The sequence below is a fragment of the Lujinxingia litoralis genome (assembly GCF_003260125.1).
GTDB lineage: Bacteria > Myxococcota_A > Bradymonadia > Bradymonadales > Bradymonadaceae > Lujinxingia > Lujinxingia litoralis.
The window spans coordinates 417,807-439,913 of record NZ_QHKO01000005.1 but is presented as its reverse complement, the minus strand read 5'-3'; the positions used below and the strand labels follow the sequence as shown (position 1 = coordinate 439,913).

General features: G+C 64.5%; 18 protein-coding genes and 1 pseudogene. 7 read left to right on the top strand and 12 right to left on the bottom strand.

Annotated elements, in window-relative coordinates; genetic code table 11:
• The first annotated feature begins 4 nt into the window (after positions 1-4).
• The 3 genes from DL240_RS13265 to DL240_RS13255 all read left to right on the top strand — a co-directional run bounded on the left by DL240_RS13265 (position 5) and on the right by DL240_RS13255 (position 1,929).
• The gene (locus tag DL240_RS13265) at positions 5-796 is read left to right on the top strand and encodes a DUF455 family protein (protein WP_111730380.1); all 792 of its coding nucleotides are present in this window, start codon (positions 5-7) and stop codon (positions 794-796) included.
• 31 nt (positions 797-827) lie between these two features.
• Positions 828-1,034 carry a hypothetical protein gene (locus DL240_RS13260; protein ID WP_111730379.1) on the top strand — a complete coding sequence of 69 codons (207 nt, stop codon included), beginning with the start codon at positions 828-830 and terminating at the stop codon, positions 1,032-1,034.
• Between the two features lie 79 nt (positions 1,035-1,113).
• Entirely contained in the window at positions 1,114-1,929 is an 816-nt protein-coding gene (locus DL240_RS13255) for an MBL fold metallo-hydrolase (RefSeq protein WP_111730378.1), read from the top strand.
• Between the two features lie 106 nt (positions 1,930-2,035).
• Here DL240_RS13255 and DL240_RS13250 read toward each other — a convergent pair whose 3' ends face one another.
• Both DL240_RS13250 and DL240_RS13245 read right to left on the bottom strand, forming a co-directional pair.
• On the bottom strand, positions 2,036-3,829 hold the full coding sequence (locus DL240_RS13250) for an acyl-CoA dehydrogenase family protein (protein WP_111730377.1): 1,794 nt from the start codon (positions 3,827-3,829) through the stop codon (positions 2,036-2,038).
• 201 nt (positions 3,830-4,030) lie between these two features.
• Positions 4,031-6,961 carry a 1-acyl-sn-glycerol-3-phosphate acyltransferase gene (locus DL240_RS13245; protein ID WP_158542558.1) on the bottom strand — a complete coding sequence of 977 codons (2,931 nt, stop codon included), beginning with the start codon at positions 6,959-6,961 and terminating at the stop codon, positions 4,031-4,033.
• Between the two features lie 326 nt (positions 6,962-7,287).
• On the opposite strand from DL240_RS13245, the gene DL240_RS13240 reads away from it, so the two are divergent.
• Complete coding sequence (locus DL240_RS13240) at positions 7,288-8,298, top strand: hypothetical protein (RefSeq protein WP_111730375.1); 1,011 nt, start codon at positions 7,288-7,290, stop codon at positions 8,296-8,298.
• Between the two features lie 64 nt (positions 8,299-8,362).
• The gene (locus DL240_RS13235) at positions 8,363-8,929 is read left to right on the top strand and encodes a putative metal-binding motif-containing protein (RefSeq protein ID WP_199589811.1); all 567 of its coding nucleotides are present in this window, start codon (positions 8,363-8,365) and stop codon (positions 8,927-8,929) included.
• Between the two features lie 89 nt (positions 8,930-9,018).
• Here the strand turns inward: DL240_RS13235 and DL240_RS13230 are convergent, their stop codons facing one another.
• From DL240_RS13230 to DL240_RS13185, 10 genes and pseudogenes are all read right to left on the bottom strand, one after another.
• Complete coding sequence (locus DL240_RS13230) at positions 9,019-10,215, bottom strand: pyridoxal phosphate-dependent aminotransferase (protein WP_199589810.1); 1,197 nt, start codon at positions 10,213-10,215, stop codon at positions 9,019-9,021.
• A 101-nt stretch (positions 10,216-10,316) separates the two neighbouring features.
• The gene (coaD, locus tag DL240_RS13225; protein WP_111730373.1) at positions 10,317-10,802 is read right to left on the bottom strand and encodes a pantetheine-phosphate adenylyltransferase; all 486 of its coding nucleotides are present in this window, start codon (positions 10,800-10,802) and stop codon (positions 10,317-10,319) included.
• 208 nt (positions 10,803-11,010) lie between these two features.
• Positions 11,011-11,592 carry a 16S rRNA (guanine(966)-N(2))-methyltransferase RsmD gene (gene rsmD, locus DL240_RS13220; RefSeq protein WP_111730372.1) on the bottom strand — a complete coding sequence of 194 codons (582 nt, stop codon included), beginning with the start codon at positions 11,590-11,592 and terminating at the stop codon, positions 11,011-11,013.
• 1,047 nt (positions 11,593-12,639) lie between these two features.
• Positions 12,640-13,314 (bottom strand): glutathione S-transferase family protein, encoded by a 675-nt coding sequence (locus tag DL240_RS13215; protein WP_111730371.1) that lies wholly within the window; start codon positions 13,312-13,314, stop codon positions 12,640-12,642.
• A 173-nt stretch (positions 13,315-13,487) separates the two neighbouring features.
• On the bottom strand, positions 13,488-15,470 hold the full coding sequence (locus DL240_RS13210; RefSeq protein WP_111730370.1) for a CASTOR/POLLUX-related putative ion channel: 1,983 nt from the start codon (positions 15,468-15,470) through the stop codon (positions 13,488-13,490).
• A 226-nt stretch (positions 15,471-15,696) separates the two neighbouring features.
• Positions 15,697-15,981, bottom strand: a pseudogene (locus tag DL240_RS20955) (IS3-like element ISGur5 family transposase); the annotation flags it as partial.
• A 2-nt stretch (positions 15,982-15,983) separates the two neighbouring features.
• Positions 15,984-16,490 (bottom strand): helix-turn-helix domain-containing protein, encoded by a 507-nt coding sequence (locus tag DL240_RS19665; RefSeq protein WP_146618290.1) that lies wholly within the window; start codon positions 16,488-16,490, stop codon positions 15,984-15,986.
• Between the two features lie 262 nt (positions 16,491-16,752).
• Positions 16,753-17,442, bottom strand: a complete 690-nt coding sequence (locus tag DL240_RS13195) for a hypothetical protein (protein WP_111730367.1) — start codon at positions 17,440-17,442, stop codon at positions 16,753-16,755.
• A 338-nt stretch (positions 17,443-17,780) separates the two neighbouring features.
• Positions 17,781-18,527, bottom strand: a complete 747-nt coding sequence (locus DL240_RS13190; protein WP_111730366.1) for a hypothetical protein — start codon at positions 18,525-18,527, stop codon at positions 17,781-17,783.
• Positions 18,528-18,557: 30 nt separating this feature from the next.
• Complete coding sequence (locus DL240_RS13185) at positions 18,558-19,361, bottom strand: hypothetical protein (RefSeq protein ID WP_146618289.1); 804 nt, start codon at positions 19,359-19,361, stop codon at positions 18,558-18,560.
• A 219-nt stretch (positions 19,362-19,580) separates the two neighbouring features.
• On the opposite strand from DL240_RS13185, the gene DL240_RS13180 reads away from it, so the two are divergent.
• Both DL240_RS13180 and DL240_RS13175 read left to right on the top strand, forming a co-directional pair.
• Positions 19,581-20,933 (top strand): hypothetical protein, encoded by a 1,353-nt coding sequence (locus tag DL240_RS13180; protein ID WP_146618288.1) that lies wholly within the window; start codon positions 19,581-19,583, stop codon positions 20,931-20,933.
• 110 nt (positions 20,934-21,043) lie between these two features.
• On the top strand, positions 21,044-21,910 hold the full coding sequence (locus DL240_RS13175; RefSeq protein WP_111730363.1) for a hypothetical protein: 867 nt from the start codon (positions 21,044-21,046) through the stop codon (positions 21,908-21,910).
• The last annotated feature ends 197 nt before the right edge of the window (positions 21,911-22,107 follow it).

The following is a 22,107-nucleotide window of genomic DNA, read 5'->3' as shown; positions in this document are numbered from 1 at the left end:
CTCTATGCGCCTTCGCGACTTCGCCGAGCGCCTCCTTCACGCCACCACGCTGGAGCAGAAACTGATGCCTCCCGAGGGAGGCTACGCTGCGCTCACCGATCACGACCCCGGCGAGCCCCGGGCCTGGAGCGCTCCGGGCCGCCCTCCCGAGTTGGAGATCGCCCCGCGTCGGCATCGTTTTAAGTTTCCGCACCCCGATAACCTGGCCGAGCCCGAGATGGCGGTGCGGGCGCTGCACACCTTTGCCAATCACGAGCTGATGGCCATCGAGTTGATGGCCTGGGCGCTGCTGGCATACCCCGAGGCGCCGGCGTCGTTTCGGGCCGGAATGGTGCGCTTGATCGCCGATGAGCAATGCCACCTGAAGCTCTATGCCGATCGCATCGCCGAGCTTGGTGCTCGCTTTGGTGATCTTCCTGTCAATGACCACTTCTGGCGCTGTGCGCCCTCGCTGACCTCGCCACTGAAGTGGGTCTGCGCCATGAACCTGACCTTTGAACAGGGCAACCTCGATCACGCTCCCTACTTCGAGGAGCAATTCCGCCGGGTGGGCGATCTCAAGACCGCGCAAATCCTGGAGAAGATCTTCGAGGACGAGATTCATCACGTGGGCTTTGGTGCCAGCTGGCTGCGACAAAATACCCCGCAGGGGCAATCCTCGTTTGAAATTTACTGCCAGAACCTGACCTTCCATAATGAGCCCGCCCGCGCCCGTGGCGCGAACTTCAACCCCGAAGCTCGCCGCCGAGCCGGCCTCGACGAAGATTTCGTCGCAGGCATGCGCCGCGCTACCTGATCCATCGAAGTCTTCCCCTCACGAGGAGCCCATGCCCCACACGTCCCGTCCTAAGCCTAAGAAGTTCCTCGATAAGAATGATCCGGAGTACCGGCGCGGCATGCGCCATTACTCGATCATCATCTTTGTGGTCGGTGGTCTGGGCGTGGCGCTGCTCTCTTTCTTCATTGCCCGCGCCGAAAGCAACGGCGCCGCCCCCCTTGCCGATGCCAGCGTGCGGCGCGTGGTCGCAGAGTGAGGCTCCGGGCGAAGATGGCGCGCGGTGGCCGGTCTTCAAGCAACCGGGGCGTCGGTGTGGATAGGCTGTTGAGGTCGTGGTGATCGAATCTGTCTGGTTGTTTCATTGCGCGTACATGCGCGTCCCCGGTCTGGTGATGGTGGCCGGCTCCGGCCTCAAAAGCGTGCGCTTGCCGCTGCTCTGCGCGCTGGCGGTGCACCGCGAGCAGGGGCCGCTGCTCTTCGATGCCTCCTTCGGACCCAGGGGGCCTTTAAACCTGGGCGGCGCGCTCGGGCGGGCACTGCGCCTGGCTGGCATGGCCTTCAAACCCGAGTGGTCGATCCCCGAGCGGGTGCGCGAGCTGGGGTTTGAGCCCGAAGCTCTGCAGCACGTCTTTTTAACCCACCTCCATTACGATCATACCGGCGCGCTTCCCTCGTTGGGCACGACCCGCTGCCATATCAGCGACGAGGAGTGGGCGTTTGCCACCGGCAGCGGGCTGAGCGCGGGCTACGCCCGCGGCGACTACCACGCGCTCGGCGAGCGCGTTGCGCTCTTTGGCGAAGCGCCTCGCCTGGGGCAGGGGATGCCGGGGCTCGATTTGCTCGGCGACGGCTCGGTTCAGGCGTTTGCCACCCCGGGGCATTCCGCAGGTCATACCAGCTTTAGGGTGCGCCTGGCCGACGGACGTCATGTGCTCTTTGGCGGCGATGTGGCCTTTACCACCGGGCAGATACTCGAGGGGCAGGGCCTGGGGTGGATGCCCCGCACTTCGGCGCTGGAGCTGGAGCTGGTGCAGCGTTCCATCCTCGATGTGCGCGCTCATCTGGCCTCGCATCCCGATGACCTGCTCGTCGTCAGCCACGATCCGGAGCTCGGCGCGCGCTGCATCGACCAGGGCCCGGTCCAACTCTGAGCAGTCCTTCAGGGGGCCGCCCACACTGTCCGGGCCTTAACGAAAAGAAGCGCCGGCCTCCCGGATGGCAACGCCATCCGGGAGGCCGGCGCTTTTTGGTGGAGGCTTAGAAGGGATACTTCTCGCGCTCGATCACCGCGTCGGCCACGATCTTCTGCAGGCCGATCACGTCGATGCGCGGGTGCAGCGTGAGCTTATCCAGAGCCGCCAGATGGCGATCGAGCTTCTCGCCAGAAGCCAGGTTGTAGAGCAGGCGCTCGGCCGCCGAACGGATGATGCTGTAGGAGTCCGCCAGCGTGATCAGGGTCGCCGCCCGATGAAGCTCGGTGGCCTCAAAACCCTTCGACTCCACCAGCTGCAGGGTACGAGCCACGGTGCTATCCATGGCGTAGATGGCGCTGATCATGTCGGCCAGCTCAAAGAGCAGCTCCTGCTGATCGCGAAGATCGGCCATATGCTTCTGAATGGCGTGGTTGGCGCTGTAGACCACGATCTTCTTGGCCTGCTCCGTCAAGAACTTCTCAAAGGCCAGGCTCGGATCGTTGCCCTGTTCCGGGGCCTGGGGCTGTTCGCCGGCCAGCGCCACTTCGAGCTTCTGAATCATCTCAAAGAGGTTGAGCTGACCCTTCATGGTCCGCTTGAGGATCATCCCCGGGATGAGCATCCGGTTGATCTCGTTGGTGCCCTCAAAGATGCGGTTGATGCGGCTGTCGCGATAGAGGCGCTCCACCTCGTACTCGGCCGAGTAGCCGTAACCCCCGTGAATCTGCACCGCCTCGTCGGCCGCAAAGTCCATGGCCTCGGAGCCGTAGACCTTCATGATGGAGTCTTCGACGGCAAACTCCTCGATCTCCTTCATCATCTTCGCGATGTAATCCGGAGCGCTGGAGTCGAGCACATCCAGGCTGCGATCCATGTAGCCGGCCACGCGGTAGCTCATGGACTCCAGCGTGTAGAGCTTCACCGCCATCTTCGCCAGCTTGGCGCGGATGGCGCCGAACTCGGCGATCGGGGTGTTGAACTGCACGCGCTCCTTGGCGTAGCGCGTGGCCACCTCGATGGTGCGCTTGCCGCCGCCCAGCGTCCCCACACCCAGCTTAAAGCGCCCGATGTTCAGGATGTTAAAGGCGATCTTATGCCCTTTGCCGATCTCGCCGAGGAGGTTCTCTTTGGGGACCTTGACGTTCTCCAGGTTGAGCAGGCGGGTCGATGAGCCCTTGAGCCCCATCTTATGCTCTTCGGCGCCGGTGGAGACGCCGGGGCGATCGGCTTCGACCAGAAAGGCGGTGAATTTATCGCCGTCGACCTGGGCAAAGACCGTGAAGAGGTCGGCAAACCCGGCGTTGGTGATCCACATCTTGGAGCCGTTGAGGATGTAGTGCTCGCCATCCTCGCTGAGCTCGGCCCGGGTCTTGGCCGCCAGCGCGTCCGAGCCGCTGCCCGGCTCGGTCAGCGCGTAGGCACCGATCACCTCACCGGTGGCAAATTTCGGGAGCCATTTTTCTTTCTGCTCGTGATTGCCGAAGTACATCAGCGGCTGCATGCCGATGCCGGTATGCGCCCCGTAGGTGGTGGCCCAGGCCGAGTACTTGGAGAGGTGTTCGATCACGATCATCGAGGTCGTCTTATCGACCTCCAGGCCCCCGTATTGCTCGGGGATGTCGATCATCAAGAGCCCGACTTCGCCGGCTTTCTTGAGGAGCTCGACCATCTCGGAGAAGTCTCCCGAAGGGTTCTTCTCCAGCGTCTCCACCAGGGGCAGGACTTCGCGGTTCATGAAGTCGGTGGCCGTTTGACCAAACATGCGCTGGTCCTCGGTGAAGTCCTCCGGAGTGAAAATGCGTTCGGAGCCGACTTCGTTGGTAAGAAAGGCACAGCCCTGGGGTTTTTCAGCGCTCATGGTCAAAGATCTCCAAAGTTACGGGTACTGGCTTTTGTGATGGACTGAATGACGGGTCATTCATCGGGGCATCGTCCGAAAGTTTACGCACCGCGTCAACCGGGCCAACCCCCGATGAGTGTATGTTTATACGGTTTAAGGTTCCTTAAACTTCCCGACCTCGCGCGCGCCCGAGCGGTGGCGTCGGCGGCGCGCGCCCCTTTAGTCGGTGTGGGCCGGGTTGAGGAGGGTCTCCAGGCGCGTGAGCAGCGTGCGGTAGCGCTGGCCATCGGCCCAGTCTGCGTGAACCTGATAGCTGATCGTCTCGCGACGGCGTCCCGGGGTGGTGTGACGCACCAGCACGCCCCAGTCCTCCAGCAGGCGCAGCGCGTTGAGCAGCGTGGGCTTGGAGAGGCTCTCCTCAAAGTGCACCTGGCCTTTGGAGAGCTCTTCGCGTCCGCGGGCGATCACCTCTTTGATCAGCGGATCGCGCTCCACCGGGGCCTCCACCAGGTCGGGGAGTCGGCGGAACATCAACGCGTAGGCTTCGATGAAGGTCAGCACCATTCGCCGCAGGTAGTCGAGCTCCTGGCGAGGTTCGGTGATCTGGACTTGTTGGTCCTCTTCGGCCCGGGAGAGGGTGACCCATCCCTGGGTAGCGAAGTCGTCCAGGGTGCGCATGAACACGTTCTTAAATTCGGCGCGCTCCTCGTAGATCCACTCGTACTTAAAGAGGCGGCTCAAAAAGAGGGTCTGATCCATGAGGCGATCCAGCGCGATGGCCGGGGAGTTGAAGCTGGCTATGGCGCTGGCCAGCAGCCCCTCGGGGACGAAGTGGTGCACCAGGGTGTTGCGGTAGTAGGCGATCTCGTGGCGCGCCTGGGGGGCCAGGGTGTAGGTGCGGGCGTGGTGTTTCCCGTGGATCTGGACCTGCTTCTCCTTCTCGAAGATCGCCAGCGCCCGGTCGATCACCGAGGCCACCGCGCGTCCCATGGCCGACTCCAGGTGCTGGCGCTCCAGATCGTTGAGGTCGGCGTGTTCATCGTAGGCCAGGCTCACCGGCGGGTGCTGCTCGGGGTGGACCTGTTTGAGGGCGTCGAGGGCGGCCTGGCGACTGGCCAGGGCCTCGCGCAGCGCGCCGGAGAGGCGCACCGGCGGGTCTTGTCGGGTCATAAAGTGCAGCAAAAAGCCCAGCTCATGGAGCAGGCGTGCCCGCGAGATCGAGGCGTCGCGATCCGGGTTATTAAGCAGCACCGTGGCCACCAGCGCGGTTGGCGAGATGGTGGTCACGCGGTTGATGTCGTAGATGATGCGGTGGGCCAGGCGCACGGTCAGCGCGTCCAGGGCATCATCTTCGGGTTGCAGGCGGTCGATGCCAAAACGCGCGAAGTAGTCGCCGAGATCGATGGGCTCGTCGAACTCCACGTAGAGGCGGCCCTTCTTGCTGGTCAGAAACTTCGGGGTCTTGAGCAGCCCGGCCAGGCTCTCCTTTTGCTTCTCTTCGCCCAAAAGTTCACGGCGGTAGGTGCGCTCTTCGATGATCTTCTCGTAGCCCACCGAGATGGGCACGATCTTGATCGCGTCGAGGCGTCCGCTGGCAAAGGCCCGCACCATCATATCGAGCATCCCGTACTTGGGTTTGATCAGCTTGCCGGTGCGGCTGCGCGTGCCCTCGATGAAGAACTCCACCGGGTACTGCTCTTCCAAGACCCGGATCAGGTACTCGCGAAAGACCACCGGGTAGAGGTCTTCGCCCTTGAAGCTGCGACGGATAAAGAAGGCGCCGGCGCGGCGAAAGAGCGGGCCCAGGGGCCAGAAGCTCAGGTTGACCCCGGCGGCGATATGCGGGGGGATCAACCCGTAGTGGTAGAAGACGTAGCTTAAGACCAGGTAGTCGATGTGGCTCTTATGGCTGGGGACCAGCACGATGGCGCTGGTTTTGGCCTGTTCTCGCACCCGCTCCAGCCCTTCTTCGTCGACCTCCAGGCCGTCGTAGATGCGGTACCAGACCAGGCTCAGGGTCGCGCTGAAGATCTTGATCATCAGCAGGCTGGGATCGGCGGCGATCTCGGCAAAGAGTTTCTGGGCCTGGCGCCGCACGCTGAGTTCGTCCTGGCCGGTGTGCTCGGCGTGCTCGCGCATCGCGTCGACGAGCTCCGGCCTGGCGAGTACCTGGCGCTCGACCTGCTCGCGGGAGGAGGCGGTGGGGCCCAGGATCACGTGGCGTTCCTGGCGGATGAACTCCTCCAGGCGAGCGCGCAAGAGCTCGGAGGCGTCCGAGGAATCGGCGCCCGGGTACTCGCGCAGAAACTCCTGGAGGTTGATGGCGCTGGAGACCTGGACCATGGGCTGGCCGAACTTAAAGAAGGTCTGCCAGAAGGTCTGCACGTAGTTGACCAGCTTTCGGAAAAAGCCCGGCGACTGCACCGTGCCGAAGAGCTCGTCGAGGAGGCTGGCGCGGCGCGGGTCGGGGCGCTTCTCCCAGAAGAGGAAGAGGGGCACCACGAAGATCGGGGTCTCCTGGCGGCGCTGGGTCTGGATGAGACGGTAGAGGTAGGGCTGGCTGTAGGTGACTCGATCTTCGGCTTTCTGGCGGGGACGCTGCAGAAAGAGAAAGGTTGCCTCGTCGCGCAGGATCAGCGCCTCCATCTTGCGCGGGCCCGGGATGCGGCGGCGGCGCACCAGATTGACCAGCGTCTCCCAGAAGGCCCGCCAGGGGCGCACGATCAGATCGTTAGCAAAGCGCGCCCGGGGCAGCTCGTGCTTGAGAAAGGCGTAGTTGAAGTAGAAGTAATCGAGCCGGCTGTGGGTCTCCATGGTGTAGACCACCGTGCCCCGCTCGGCGCAGTCGCGGATCGCGTCGATGCCGCGGCGCTCAAAGAGCACGTGGGCAAAGAGCAGGCGGCCCAGAAAGCTCAGCCAGCGCCCCAGGCGCTCGAGCATCGCCGAGGACATCGGTCGGCGCGAGAGCTGAGCGGCCAGCTCCAGACGCTCGCGTCGGGCGTCTTCGCTGAGCTCCACCTCCGAGGCTTCCGCCAGGCCTCCTTCCTCCAGGATAGGCAGGTCGTGGGGGAGCAGAACTTCATCGGTCTCGGCGGGCTGCTCTTGGTCGGCGGCCTCAGTGGGTTCCCCCGCTCTGCGTTCCGGTTTCACGGACGTCCTCATGGTGGAGGTTTAGCGCGCTGGTCTCTGGCCGGGCGTTTATAGTCGGGGCGGTCCTCCGGGGCAACCACCGGGGGGCCCCGCGGGAGAGCGTGGCCAAGACGAGGCGGGAGGCGGGGGATCTTCCTAAGGCGTGGCCAGGGGCCTGGTGTGGCGAGGGGCCCTTTTGTTGCGCCCCTTCGCCGGGCTATGCTAATCCCGAAGGCACCCGATCGTGGCAGTGCGTTGTCGCTGCCGCATCCGAGACCTGAACTGCAGTGCCACCTGTGACGGTGGCCTGGAAACGACTCCAACCCTCGCGAAGCAGAGAGCGCTCCATGAGAACCACGTCCAGCCTGCTTGCCAGCGCGATCGTCGCGCTCGCTGTGGGCCTTACCCTGACCCCTTCGGCCGCGTTCGCCCAGGGCATGACCTTCGATGAAGAAGATGTTGAGCCCATCGACGAAGAGGGCATGACCTTTGATGTCGAAGACGTCCAGAACGATCCGGCGCCTTCCGGTGAAACGCGTCCGGCCGTGGGCGTGATCGCGGTTCCCCTGGCCGGGCTCAGCGCCGGGGATCGGCAGACGCTGCAGGATGCCCTGCGCGACGCGGTCAACACCATTGAGGGCATCGATGTCTACGGGGACGCCGATCTTCTGCCGGCGCTCGAAGATCGCGATCCGTCCTACTGCTCGGCGGAGTCGCTCTGCCTGGCCAACGTGGGCCGCAGCGCTCAGGTCGATCGCATCGTTCAGGCCCGGGTCAGCCGCGCCGGGGGCAGCTACACCCTGAACATCGACTACTTCGATGTGCGCGACCGCCTCTTCTTGAACTACCATACCATCAGCGACCTGAGCTCCTTCTCGGCCGTGCTCGACGCGGTGCAGGGAGGCGTTAACGAGGTCTTCGGCGTGCGCGAGCTGCGTCCCGAAGATCCCGGCTACGTGGAGCGCGACGTCAACGTGCGCCGGATCATGGCCTTTGCCACCGCCGGGTTGTCGGCGGTGAGCCTGGGTACGGGGATCTTCTTCGGGTTGAAGGTCGATGAGGGCATGGCCGAGACCGAGCAGTTCAGCCGCAACGACGATGGCACCTATGTGGAGTTGACGCAGCGTCAGGCTCAGGCGCTCCAGCGCGACATTGAGAGCGATGCGCTCACGGCCAACGTCTTCTACGCGCTCTCGGGTGGTCTGGCCGTGACCAGCGTGCTGCTCTTTGTGCTCGATAGCGATCCGGCCGAGGAGATCGCCCTGGGCGATCGCGATCAGCCCTGGTACCGCGCGCTGCGCCTGACGCCCAGCGTGAGTCCGGAGGCGGTGGGCATGGGCGCGAAGCTGCGCTTCTGAGGTTCTGCGACTTTTGCGACGTCACCCGGCCATGGGCCGGAGAGACTTGAGATTGAGGACGATCATGCGACTTCGCCTTATGATAAGCGCGCTGGCTCTGCTGGCGCTGACCCTCCAGGCGGCGGCCTGCTCGGTGGCCTTCGACGCGACCGAGGAGGGCGTATACTACTGCGAGAGCGATGAGGACTGCCTGGCTCCCCAGTTCATCTGCTCGGTCGAGAACACCTGCGTGCGCCGCGGGGATATCAACGATCAGTATCCCTGCATCGATGAGGATGAGGACGGCTACGGGGCCCCGGGCACCGACCGCCGTAACTGCCCGAACGCTCAGGAAGACTGCGACGATACCAACCCGGACATCAACCCGGGCAAGGCCGAGGTCTGTGACGGGATCGATAACAACTGCAGCGGTGACACCGATGTCGTGACCTGCTCTCGGGACTCCGATTGCCCGACCGGCGTCAGCGACCCGGAGGGGAACTCGGTGAACTACACGTGCAACACCGAGAGCGGCGTCTGCGAGGCGCGGCCGGCCATTAGCTTCTGCCCGGGCAACACCTGCCCGGAGTGCGCGGTGGTACTGCAGTGCACGAGTGGGGCGCTCGATATCACGCCCGAGACCTGCCGCTGAGGTCGTAGAGCTCGCCAGGCGATGAGCCTAAAAAAGCCGCGCCCCCGATAAGGGGCGCGGCTTTTTTGTTTCCGCGAGACGACGCGCGCTCAATCCGGCCGATCGTTCAGGGCCTGCTGAATGCGGCGCAGCCCCTCCTGGATGAGCGATTCCCCGGTGGCGTAGCTCAGTCGCAGCCCGCCCGGGTGCCCGAAGGCCGAGCCCGGCACGACAGCCACGCGCGCCTCCTCCAGCAAAAACTCGCTGAGCGCAACATCGCTCTTAAACTGCCCGGGGGCATCGCCGATGTAGGCCGAGAAGTCCGCAAAGGCGTAGAACGCCCCGGTGGGCTCGGGGCAGATCACCCCCGGGATCTCCCGCAGCAGTCCCACGATCAGATCGCGACGCTTCATAAAGGCCTGGCGCCGTTCGGCCAGCAGGGAGTCATCCAGCTCAAAGCAGGCCAGCGCGCCATACTGGGCAAAGGAGGTCGCGTTGGAGGTGGACTGGCTCTGCAGGGTGCCCAGGGCGGCGATGACTTCTGCCGGACCAATCGCATAGCCCAGGCGCCAGCCGGTCATCGCAAAGGTTTTGCTAAACCCGTTAAAGGTAATCACTCGCCCCTCCAGCTCCGGGGCCGACGCCACCAGGTCCGGGGCGAGCGCTCCCTGGTAGTAGAGCTCGTCGTACATGGCATCGTAGAAGACCACCACTTCGGGGAAGTCCCTCAGGACGGTGGCCAACGCGCGCAGCTCGTCGGCGGTGTAGGTGGCGCCGGTGGGATTGGATGGCGAGCAGAGGATCAGGCCGCGGGTCGGCGCCTGCTCCAGCGCCGCGCGCAGCGCGGCGGCGGTGAGTTTGAAATCCTCCTCGCTGCGGGTGCTCAAGATCACGGGCTCAGCGCCCGCCAGACGAAGTTGCGCCGGATAACTCACCCAGTAGGGCGCCGGGATGAGCACGCGATCACCCTCGTTGAAGATCGCCTGCGTGGCATTGTAGAGGGCCTGCTTGCCGCCGACGGTCACGATGACCTGATTGGCGGCAACCTCGCGGCCGCGGCTCTTGTAGCGCTGCGCGATCGCCTGGCGAAGCTCGGGCAATCCAGAGGCAGCCGTGTAGCGGGTCTTACCCTCTTTCAGCGCCCGGATCGCCGCATCGACCACCGGTTGTGGCGTATCAAAGTCCGGTTCGCCGGCACCAAAGCTAATGATGTCGATGCCCTGAGCCTTCAGCTCTTTAGCGCGCGCGGTGATCGCGAGGGTCGGCGAGGGTTCCACCTGTCCGATACGATGGCTGAGTTTGATCACGTTGCGACCTCGTTGGTGCGTGTCGGCCCTCAGGCCGAAAGCCAGGTTCAGGGAATTCGGAAGCACATCAGTTACTAAACAACAAGCAGGCCCTGGCGAGTTCAGTCGGTGTTGAACTTTGCCTTCAGGGCTTCATGCACATGCGGAGGTACCTGTTCATGCACCGAGCCGCCGAAACGTGCGACTTCTTTTACGAGCCCCGAACTCACATAGAAGTGGGACTCTTCGGTCATTAAGAAGACGGTCTCAATGGACGCGTTGAGCTTACGGTTCATGTTGGCCATTTGCAGCTCGTACTCAAAGTCGCTGACCGCGCGCAGGCCGCGCAAGATCACCTCGCACCCGCGCCGAGAGGCGTAATCGACCAGAAGCCCCTCGAAGGTCTCCACCTTGAGGCGATCTTCGCCGGGAAATGACTGCTCAATGAGCGCGATGCGCTCCTCGGTGGAGAAGAGCGGGGTCTTGCGAATGTTGATAGCGATGCCTACCACCACTTCGTCAAAGATCTTCAGCCCCCGTTCGATGATGCTGATATGTCCGTAGGTCAGCGGATCAAAACTACCGGGATAGATGGCGGTACGACGCATAGGGAAGATCCTTGTGATCGGTACTGGGGTCGCAGCTTAAGGCGACCATGGTAAAGGTTGATGATTAAGGGAAATGCCCCCGGCCAGCAACCCGAGGGAAGTGGGGCAGCGCGCCGAGAGGCAGGCGTATCGACGTAGGGGCTGCGTCGCAGGGAGAGCACGCCAGACTCCATCTGCGATCCGCGGAGCGCGGTCCGTGGAGTTGGCCTCAGTCGGCCGAGGCCCCCGAGAGCTCCTCTGCGCGATCCTCGCGACGCCTTAAGAACTGGATGCGCACACGCCCGTAAATGCGTTCGTCCTCCAGTTCAAAAGCGTCGATCTGTGGAACCGTCTCCTCCACGTCCGACTCCCAGATCACCAGTGCTCCCGGCGTGACCCGCGGCGAGGTGGCCATCTGCTGGAGAGCCTTATGGGCAAGCGTGGTGTGGTAGGGGGGATCGATGAACCAGAGATCGGGGGTCTCCTGACCCAGATGTTCCTCGAGTCCCTGACGGAAGGTGCAGCGCTCTATGATCGCTCGCCGCCCGGCCCGCACGCGTTGGGCGTTGTCCTTTATAAGAGAGGTGGCGCGGGAGGAGCGATCGAAGAAGTAAGCGCGTCGGGCTCCCCGGCTGATAGCCTCCAGGCCCAGAGCGCCACTGCCTGCGAAGCCGTCGACCACCACCAGATCGTGCACATCACCCAGGATCGAGAAGAGCGACTCGCGTACACGATCGCTGGTGGGACGAATGGCGTCGGTCGGGAGGCTGGCGAGCTTTCGGCCACGGGCGGAGCCGGCAATGATGCGCATGAGGTCCTCATAGAGTGCGCCGAGGCGCAGTAGGAAAGTTAGCCCCTATATATAAGGGGGCGGGTGAAGTGTGTAGGGCGATCACCGGTGATCCCGATGGATGATCGCGACCGATACCCGGAAGATCCCGCATAAACACGGGCCGAACAAGGAGAGGGGCGCTTACCCAGCCCTTCGATTGGGCGGGAATCGGCCGGGCGGCGATCCGCGTGGCGATGGTCATCAAGAAATGGTCGTCGTTCAATTACCGTAGTAAATACAATGGCTTGCGCGCTTATTGAGCGGTGGGGAAAATAAATCCCGTAAAAGTCCTTGACGCTTTCGTCGCCATCCCTCATAAAGCGCATCCCTTCGGGGAGCGGCCCTCACCGGTTGCAAACTGAAAGGGAGTTAAGGATGCAAAACATCCTTGACGAGGAGGCTGGCACTAAGTAGAAAGCGCCTCCGCTCAACGCGACGCCAAANGTTTGTTGCTGTCAAGATGTTTTTTCAAACTTTCTCAACGTTGCTCGCTGCGGCCCGTTTTGGCGTCGCGTTGAGCGGAGGCGGACATTAAGTCCGGACCTCGTTGGCGTCAAGCCCGATTTCGAAAAGGTTCGAAATTCGTCAGTGGCTTTCGGCCGTGTCGTCGCTGCTGCTCCGAAGAGGTGTGCCGCGTCGACGAGATGGAAGGTATGTGGAGAGGCCCGGGGTGTCAACGACTTTTTCCACCCATTTCACAAATAATGTAATTTCGTCGCTTCAACTGGCCCAAATGAGATAGTTTTATCGTAATGCGATGTTTAAATCTTAATAGGGGGGACTCTGAATGAGTGTTGCGTGCATTTTGGGAGCGAATTTACGGATCGTCCGGGCCTGAAGCCCCTCTTCTTTCGGGGTGCGCGCAGGGGCCGTGGCGAAGGTAGAGCGAGGTAAGAAGGGGTAGAGGGGGGGCGCGGAACACACGTTGCCGGCGTTTCCCTCCTTATTATGTACCCGTGTATGTGGGGTGCCGATTCCGCCACCTGGCAGTGGCAGCGCGTCGGCTTCCCCCACACACGTGGCGCATCAGGCAGCGCCAAAGGCCAGCGAGTACTCCCCTCCCCGCGCGATCGCCCGCTGGTAGGCCGGACGCTCCCGGAAGGCATCGACCAGGGCGCGCACCCGGGGGTAACGCGCAGCGTCGGCGCGTTCGATGGCCGCTTCCAGCGGGAAGCTCATCTGAATGTCGGCCGCCGTCAGCGTATCGCCGACCAGATAGGCACTCTTGCCCAGTTCGGCCTCCCAGTAGTCCATGTGGCTGCGAATCTGCGGGGCGATCAACGCCTTATTCACCGCGCCGGCCACTCCCTTGAGCAGCGGACGCAGCAGCAGGGGCCCCTGACGCCCCAGTTCATGGAACACCACCTTTAAGAGGAGCGGGCTCATCGCCGAACCCTCGGCATAGTGCATCCAGTAGGTGTAGCGCAGGTGCTCCGGCGTATTCGGAGCCGGGCGCAACCGGCCTTCCCCGTAGCGATCGACCAGGTACTCCAGAATCGCGCCCGACTCCGCCAGGACCTGATCGCCATCGCTGACCACGGGGGCCTTGCCCAGGGGATGGATCTCGCGCAGCTCGGGCGGGGCGAGTTGGGTGAGGGGATCGCGCTGGTATCGCTTGATCTGGTAGTCGACGCCGAGTTCTTCGAGCAGCCAGATGATGCGGTGGGAGCGCGAGTTATTGAGGTGGTGCACGGTCAGCATGAAGGACCTCGATGGGGGCATTGGGGGAGTCCACGAATTCACATGTCCGCTTTAAGCGCCGCGCCCCGGAGCACGCCGGCACGCTTAAGGCGCTGTGGATGGCCCTACAACACACCGGCCCACTACGTATGCCCGCCGCCCGCCGCCCCTGCCTGCGCCACCCTCCCCTCCTCTTAGGTAAGGCTTGCGCCGGTGCCGCGGGTCATCACGACCACGCGATCCTCAGAGGAGACTTTCCAGCTGCGCCCGGGCAGCGGGTTGAGCTCGACCGCCGCGCCCCCCCGCACGCTGACGCGATCCACGCCCAAAAAGACATCCCCGTGGCGCGCGGCCTCCTCGCGGAGTTCTTCCACGCTCATAAAAGCGGCCTCCAGGGCGTACTCATCCAGGGTGCGAAACCCGATCTCGGCGCCGCCCACCGTGAAGAGTTCATCGAGAATCGCGCGCAACTCCCGGCGCAGCGCCACCTGGGCCAACACATGACTTAAAAGCACCGGGCTGATCATGACCTCGCCGGCGCGGGCACCCATCAGGCGTTTATTATGCGAGTCGGCCAGCTCCAGGAGCTGCTGCACCGGGGGCCGACCGCGCCGGGGTCGGGTCAGGGCCTCTTCCAGCGAGAGGTAGCCCATGATGGTGCGGGCGTCGGCCTCTTCTCCCGAGATCAGGCGATCGCTGCTCATAAAGACCACGTGATCGGCGCGCTCCACGGCCGCGGCCCCGGCGGCGCCCCAGTGGGTGTAGTCGGTCTGGATATGCTCGCAGAACGCGGCGTCAAAACTCATCCCCTGCTCCTGGAGGCGGCGCACGCGCTCGCTCACCGGCAGCGACGAGACCACCGTGACCTCAAAGGCGCGCTCGCCATAGGAGCGCAGCTCGCTGAGCAGCGCGGGCACCTTCTCGCTCCAGCCCAGCACGAGCACCCGGCGACATGAACGGCGCCGGACCTCGGCCAGGGGCTCCGCCTTGCGCATCTTGAGGGGGCGCTTCGTCCCGCGGGGCTCATCGCAGGGCGCGGCGTCGCGGTAGCTGCGGGCGATCAGCACCAGGGCGTCGCCGCGGCGCACTTCAAACTCGCGCTCCGGGCACAAGTAAGGCACCAGGCGCTCCTGCTCCTGGCGCACCACGCCGCACAGAAGGGCGCGCTCAAAGAAGCGCGCGGCCTCGCCAAAGCTCTTGCCGACCAGCTGCGGGTGATGACGCACAAAGATCTCGCTGCCGAGCTCCGGGCTCAACAGCTCGTTATAGACCCGGGAGAGCCCCGGATGGCGCATGTTCTGCGCCATCAATCGACCGATGAGCAGCCCCCCGCTGACCACCTCCAGCGGGCCGCGATAGGCTCGGCGGGCTACCGCTTCGTGGCGCGGCTCCCGCAACTCGACGACGACATAAGGGTGCTCCTCGTTCAGGGCGTCGACCTGACCGTCGAGGGAGAGCAGGATTTTGATCACCTCCACATCCGCGCTGACCTCCCCGGGCACATTCTCCTGTGGCGAGGGCACGATCACGGCGGCGGCGTGAACGGCGGCCACTCGCCAGAGGTGGTCGGCGTTAATGGCCGAGCCCGAGCGCAGCACCACCTCATCATGGCGAGGCCCGACGACCGGGTCCTGGCGAAGCTCTTCGAGGATCTCGTCGTCGAGCTCCTCGACCAGGGTCACGATGCCGGCCCGACGGCTGCGCCCCAGGCTGGCAAGAAAGTGGCGCACCCGAAAGGTCGAGAGCAAAAGCTCCTGGAGCAGCGGCAGGGTGCGGCTGGTCCAGCCCAGCACCACAAAATGGTCCTCCATGATCACCGGAGTCAGCCCGCGCTCCAGGGTGCGCATCCAGCGCAGCAGGCCCCCGGTCATGATCGCGACCAGGGTGCCCATGAAGAGCACGTAGCCTCCCAGGGTCAGCCCGGTGGAGACGATCCGGCGCCAGGCGCCGGCGTCATCGCCCAGATACCCCGGGTCGGTCAGGCGCAGAAAGGCCCACCATACCGACTGCTCCAGCCCCTCCTCGGGCCCGGCGATGGGGAGGATGGCGAGCCCCCCGAGCAGAGCGATGAGCGCCACGAGCGCGATGACCAGCAGCAGCTGCACGTGGGCGCCCCGGATCAACGCGCGCTCCACCCAGAACCTGAACCGGGCCAGGAGCCCGACACCAAACTTCATGACCGCTCCTTCTACCCCGGCCCCCGGCGCCCCGGCTCAGGGCCGGGGGAGGGACGGGGGCGATGGCGAGTTGCCTAACGCTTCGGGGATGATTGATGAGCGGCGCGGGCCGGAGCGCAAGTTTTTGGCCCCGGGCTCCCTCCCCCGCTACGAGACTCTCCGCGCCCCCCAACCCGGCCTGCCCCCCCCGGGANCGCAGCATTTTGGCCTCGCGTAGCACCCGATAAAAGGTCGATTCGGAGGCCAGATACACACCGCGGTCCGCCAGCAGGGGCACGATTTGGTGAGGCGATTTATCGCGAAACTCCGGGCTGTTCGCGGCCTTGAGAACCTGCGCGCGCTCGACCGCACTCAACTTATTGGCCGGGGAGGTGCGCGGGCCCTGACGTCGGTCAGAGCCCCCACCCCGGGCGCGCCAGCGCTCAAGGGTGCGCTTGTTCAACCCCAGTACTTTGCAGATGGACGAGAGTCTGGCGCCGTCGCGCTGCGCCTCCTCCGCCCAGCTCAGCACCGTTAACCTTTCGTCTTCGTCGTGTCGTCGTCCTCGTCCTCCGAGAAATACGCCTTGAGCTTTCCCTGCAAAACCAGCAACGCCGCCGCCTCCGCCAGGGCCTTCTCCTTACGGGCGAGCTCTTTTTTGACCCGTTTGAGTTCTTTGTTTTCAGGCTCCGCGGCCTTTTGTTTCTGCGGCGAAAGCCCTTTTTCGGCAGCCTCCAAAACCTCCTGCCGAAGGCGCACCAAATCAGCCTCATGAAGCCCTTCCCGGCGCAGAAACGCGCCGAGCTCCTCCTCCGAGAGGCCGGCGGCTTCCATCACAATACGAATCTTCTCTTTGGGTGGTTTGCTGCGCCTTCTCCCGGACTTTCCGCTCACACTACCTCCGTTTACCGCTTCTCTGCGCCACCGGCCCAGCGTCGCTCGTGCCACACCCGTCTCTTCCATCAACTCGGCGACAGAGCTGCGCTCCGGCCCGAACATCTTCTGCACCACACGTTCTCTAAATCCCGCTGAATACGCCATGATAACCTCACGTTGCCGCCCCCAAATGGTTTGGAAAGTTCATGCGGCAACTACGCTGACACAGGGGGGACCTCGACCTCGACCTCGACCTCGACCTCGACCTCGTGCTCGTGCTGGTGCTCGGACTCGTGCTCGGGTTCGTGTCCGTGGTTCTTGTCGGGAGTGAAGAGGGGGACAGATCAAAGGGGAGGGGGACCGGAGCGCGCCGGATGCCCTCGCGGGCATCCGGCGTGTGCTGTGGCCGGGGGGGTGCGGGTTGCGCTTAATTCTGTTGGAAGCTCAGCGTGGCGTACTTCTCGTAGAGGACCTCGCTCTCGGCGTGGCATGCCGGCTCGGCAAGGTCGGCGCAGGGGATGCCCGGGGAGACGGTGACCTGGGCCAGGTCCTCGTGCCAGTCGATGTATCCGGCGTACCAGGGGGTCTGGATATCTTTTTCGCCAATCTCCTGGGAGGCTTCCCAGATGAGCTCGCCGGCAAGGTAGACGCGGGCGTGGGCGCGAATGGCGTCGGTGTGATTGTGGCCCATGGCGACGATGTGGGTGCGTCCGGAGGGGAGCGCGTCGTGCACGATGTAGTTGGGGGGATCGGTGTAGCCGGCGGTGTTGACCATGGTGACGGGCACCGCGTCGGCGCCATCGGGCTGGAGGGAGGCCGGGCTGTTGTCCCAGAAGACGCAGTCGTTTTCGTCAATCGCCTGGGAGAACGAGGTCTGTTCGGAGTTGCAGTAGTAGAGGTCCAGGGCGCCCTGGAAGTCCGATGCCTCGTCGCCGGGGGTGAGTTTTTCCCAGGCGAGTTCGATGACGACCTCGTCTTCGGGGAGCGGGGGGGCGTCTGAGGGGGGGCCGTCGCAGGGGGCGTCGGGGCAGTCGGCGGTGTCAACGCTCTCGGAGGTGCAGGCGTTGGTGAGCAGGAGTAGGGCGCAGAGGGCGCTGATGGGGAGGGTAGGGCGCATGATGAGTGTCCTGTGGATGTTAAGTGTCTGAAATCATGGTTGAATGGGGGATACGCTCTGAGCTGCTTTTGATGTCACGTCGGTTGTCTCGAGAGCATCGCGTACAGTGTGGCGTGCGATGTCTCTCCGGCGAGGGTGGGATGATGGGCTCAAGCTACCCAGAAGGAGGGGGGTGTTTCAAATGTTAGTAGTGTGGTTTGCGCAGCGGCGGCGTGGCCGCTTGATTGCCCCGAAAGCGGTCAGCAGGAGCGGGGCGGTGGTGCCGGGGCCGCCGCCGCTGGAGGCAGCGGCGGCGGGAGGCATTGGCCTTCGTTGGAGGGGGCGGCTCCCCGAAAAGGTCAATCCCGGGTGCAGAGTGCCATGGAGTCGGGAGCGTCCGGGTCGAGGCAGGTCGGTGGCGAGATGATGATCGATTCGGCCGGGTCCAGGGCCCAGTCGATGGTGGCGACGTACCAGTGGGGAGTCGGGGCCTCGGATTGCTCGAAGTCGTGGGTGAAGGTCTGGATGAGTTCGTTATCGTGGTAGATGCTCAGGTTTGCGCGCACCCGGGGATGATAGAGGGAGTAGGGGTTGACCATCAGATGGCTGCGATTTTGGGGCGGTCCGCTCAGGGTAATGACCTCCGGGTAGGCGGCGAGGTAGGAGTCATAAAGCAGATCGACGTGGACGTCGGTGGGATTGCCCTCGGCGTCTGTGGCCAGTCCGGGGGTGCCAAACTGTCGGGACAGAAAGCTGACGCAGCTGTCGCTACGACTGCCAAATTGCCCCGCGTTGTCATCGCAGAAGTGGAGGTCCAGGTCTGATTGATTCTGTTCATGGAGGGTCAGGTCATCGGCGCTGTACTCCAGAGCCTCCCATGTCAGCTCGATAACGATGCCGGTTGTCGGGCGCTCCGGTCCGGGGTCGGGCTCCCAGTCGGCGTCGGGTTCGGCGTCGGGTTCGGCGTCTTCGGCGGCGTCGAGGCCGGTGTCAGCGGGCGTCTCCTGGCAGGCGTCGGAGGGGCAGTCCTGGGGGCTTTCTTCGTGGCAGGCGGTGAGCAGCGCGGGGAAAAGGGCAACAAGTAGGGCAAGGCGTCTCAGGCTCATGGTGTGGTCTCCGGGGGGAGGGGGTTAGCGTCAGTCATCGGCGAGTGGGACCGGGCCGAGGTAGAGTTGGGTGTTGGCGCACTCGGCGTCGGGGAGGGCGGCGCAGGGGGGGGCGGCCCGCAGGGCCGGTGAGATTGTGATGGCGTTCCAGGAGGCGATGAGGGCGTACCAGGTCTGGCCGCGCTCGCTTAAGATCTGCTCCTTCTGTTGGTAGAGCTCGCCATCGACGTAGACGCTCAGGGTGGCGCGGGCCTCGTAGCCGCCGCTGGCGTAGAGGACGCCCACGTGGGTGTCGTGTTGTTGCAGGGAGGGGTGGCCGATTTGCTCGGGAATGCCGTCGCGGGTGGCGTCGGGGCCGGTGCGAATCAGGACGCTGTTGCCGCCCTCTTCCCAGGTGACCTCCGGGGTGCTCCAGGCCACGCAGTGCTCGGGCTCGAGGCGGGTGAAGGTGGTCGCCGGCGGGGTGCGGCAGTAGACCAGATCGAGATCCACGGACTTGCTCACCAGCGGGCGCTCGTCGGTGAGGTGTTCCCACTCCAGATGGAAGACGATGGCGTCGTCGAAGCGCTCGACCTCAAAGCCCTCGGGAAGGGGGGCCAGGTAGCGACCTTCGTTCTCGGGGAGCTCCGGGGGGGCGTCGGTGTCGACATCGGGAGTGTCCGGAGTTTCGGAGAGGCCGGGCTCCTCAAACTCCCACTCCGAGTTGAGCTGATCGTAGGGGGCGCCGCCCTCACCACAGGCCGAGGGAAGCGGGCTCAACAGTCCCAGGGCGAAGCAGATGGGGAGTGGGAAGGCGGTCTGGCGAGTAGGGGCGCGGGGAACTACAGGTGACATCGAAAACCTCTGGCAATTCTGGCCCCCTTTAGCGGTGGCGAAGGGGGCGCGCCCCCGGGGCGCGGCGATGAATCAGCAATGGACTGATGAGCTTACGCCAAACGAGGTAGTTGTTCAAAGGTTATGATGCGCTGCGTCAAGGCTCACGTCATGCTCTCAAGGTCCCGGCGTGCTACACGGGGTGGGTTGAGCCTATCAAAGTGCAGCGAAGGAGGATGCATGCGCAGGTGGAGGCAAAGGCTGGTGATGCTGGTGCTGTCCGGGGCGGTGGCGTGTAGCAGTGAGCCGAGCGGGTCGGCGCAGCGGTGGGATGCGGGAGGGGGCGACGATGTGGGTGAGGATGCCGATGTAGCCGCGCCGGAGGACGTGGGCGACGACGCAGATGACGTGGACAATGGGGGGGAGAGGGACGCTGGCGAGTCGGAAAGCGGGGACATCGGCGACGACGCGCCGCACTGGGAGAGTCGGCAGGGCTATGAGGTGAGCGGCGTGTCGGAGGTGGGGGGGCCGGTGGTGATCGGGGTGGGGAGCGCCGCCGTGCGCTTTGGGGAGAAGCCCGGTGGGGGGCCGGCGCTTTTGTGGGACTTCGGCGATGAGGTCTACGTGCGCGGTCAGGCCGAGGGGTTTAACGCCGCGCTGGCGCATGGTCAGGAGGTGGAAGGCTCGCCGCTTTACGGCAGGGAGTCGCCGCGGGCCAACCCGGTGTATCAGCGGGAGGGAGAGGGCTTGCGTTACCCCGGAGGTCCGGCGCACTACCTGGGGCCGGCCGGCGGCGGTCAGGGGGATCGCAAGAGCGGGGCGTACTTTATGGGGGTGGCGGCCACCGGTGGAAAGACCGGCGAGCCGACGCCGTTTCGCGACGGGCGATATTATTACGCCTCGCGTGTCCGTTACCCCGGGGGGCAGAACGATAACTCGTTGAAAACGATGCGGGGCTCCCAGCGCGACAGCCTGCAGGAGGGCTGGGGGGGCTCGGCGGCAGGCAATATTGGTAAAAATCAGTGGCAGTACAGCGAGGGGGGCACGCTGGTGTTTCCGCCACCGCTGGAGAATGGCTACCGCGTGCCGGTATGGTCGTCGCTGCCCGAGGGGGACCTCACGCGCTGGCATCTGGAGGAGATGTTCATCGATCCCACTGGCGACACCGAGCCGGGTATGATCTTTAATCAGTGGCAGTACTGGTTTGCGGATACCGGCCGCCAGCTCTGGTTGCCGGCGATGAACCTGGGGCCTGGCGACGAGGAGCTGGGACGTTACACGCCCACCACCTACTGGGATGCGACGCGTGGGTTTTACCATCAGGTGGGGCCGGAGCCGGCGGGCTATGAGCAGTCGGACTACACCTTTGGGGAGGTGTACATCGACGACAGTTGGCGGCGCGTGGTGCTGACGGATGGGGCCGAGTACCTGGCGAGCACGCAGGTGGAGTTGCAGCGCATCGTAAGCTGGAGTGACACGCGCATCGAGGTGGTGCTTAACCCGGGGGCGTTTCGGAAGCAGGAGGGACCGCTCTATCTGCACTGGATCGACCCCAGCAACGTGGCCCACCTTGCTGGTGTCTGGGTGCGTTGAGGGGCGCCGGTTGGTGCGCCGGCGGGCGCTATGTTATGAGAGGTCCTCAGCCCGCGCATTGGAATGGTTGGCGGGGCCTCTCTAAGGGCCCGGCTTGACGAGAGGTTTGTATGAAGAGCTGGAAGATGATGGTGATGGCGTGCCTTCTCGGTGGGACGCTGGGGTGTGAGGGCGGTGACAACCGCCGGGCGGACGACCCGGACGCGGGCGACTCGCCAGACGTGTGCGTGGACGCGTGCGCGGACGTCGAGGGGGACCCGCAGGAGGAGCCCGAAGACCTGGGAGAGCCCTGCAACCTGATCTGCAATCTGGCGAGCTGTGCTGAGGAGGATGAGGGCTGCGAGGGCGGAATCTGCGTGTCGCATCAGGAGGTGGGGGCCTCGTACTGCAGCCGTCCCTGTGTGAGCAGCTGCGCCGAGGGGTACACCTGCACCGAGTTGGAGGATGGCTCGGGGATGGCGTGTCTGAGCAACTCGCCGGAGTGCGGCAACGGGCAGGTGGAATTTGGCGAGGCCTGCGACGGGGAGGAAGGCTGCTCTGAGGATTGCCAGCGCTACACCGACCCTGATGAGGTGCCGGAGCTCTCGGGTGGCACGATCACGGTGGGCTTTCATGGCAATGAGCCCACCACGGTGGAGGGGGAGGAGCCCACGGTGGAGGCTCATCGCATGGGCAACATGCTCTTTTTCTCGGGCGCGGGCACCGCGTTGACCTACGGGCTGACCCTGCCGGAGTCCGGCGCCGAGACGCCATCGCAGCTGCTGCTGGAGGTGGGGCTTGTGGAGACGGCGACCGGGAACACCTGCTCGTTTGTAGCGACGACGATGGCCGCGATCTCGCACTACGATGAGGCGGCCCGGGAGGTCGCTGGCGAGGCAAACTTGACGCTGGTGTGCCAGGGCTTCTGCGATCCCTGCGCGAGTGAAGTTCCGGTGGAGCTGGCCTTTGACCTGCGCTGGGTAGAGCGCGAGCTCTGAGGTGGGGGGGACTCCCCGGGGGTGACTCCCGGTCAGTGCAGGTGTCGGAAATAACAGGGGAAAAGATGACCGGGGGTCCCGTCTCAGGGTGACTCCCGGTCGCTTTTCGGGGTGACTCCCGGTCGCTTTTCGAGGCGACTCCCGGTCGCTTTTCGGGGTGACTCCCGGTCGCTTTTCGGGGTGACTCCCGGTCGCTT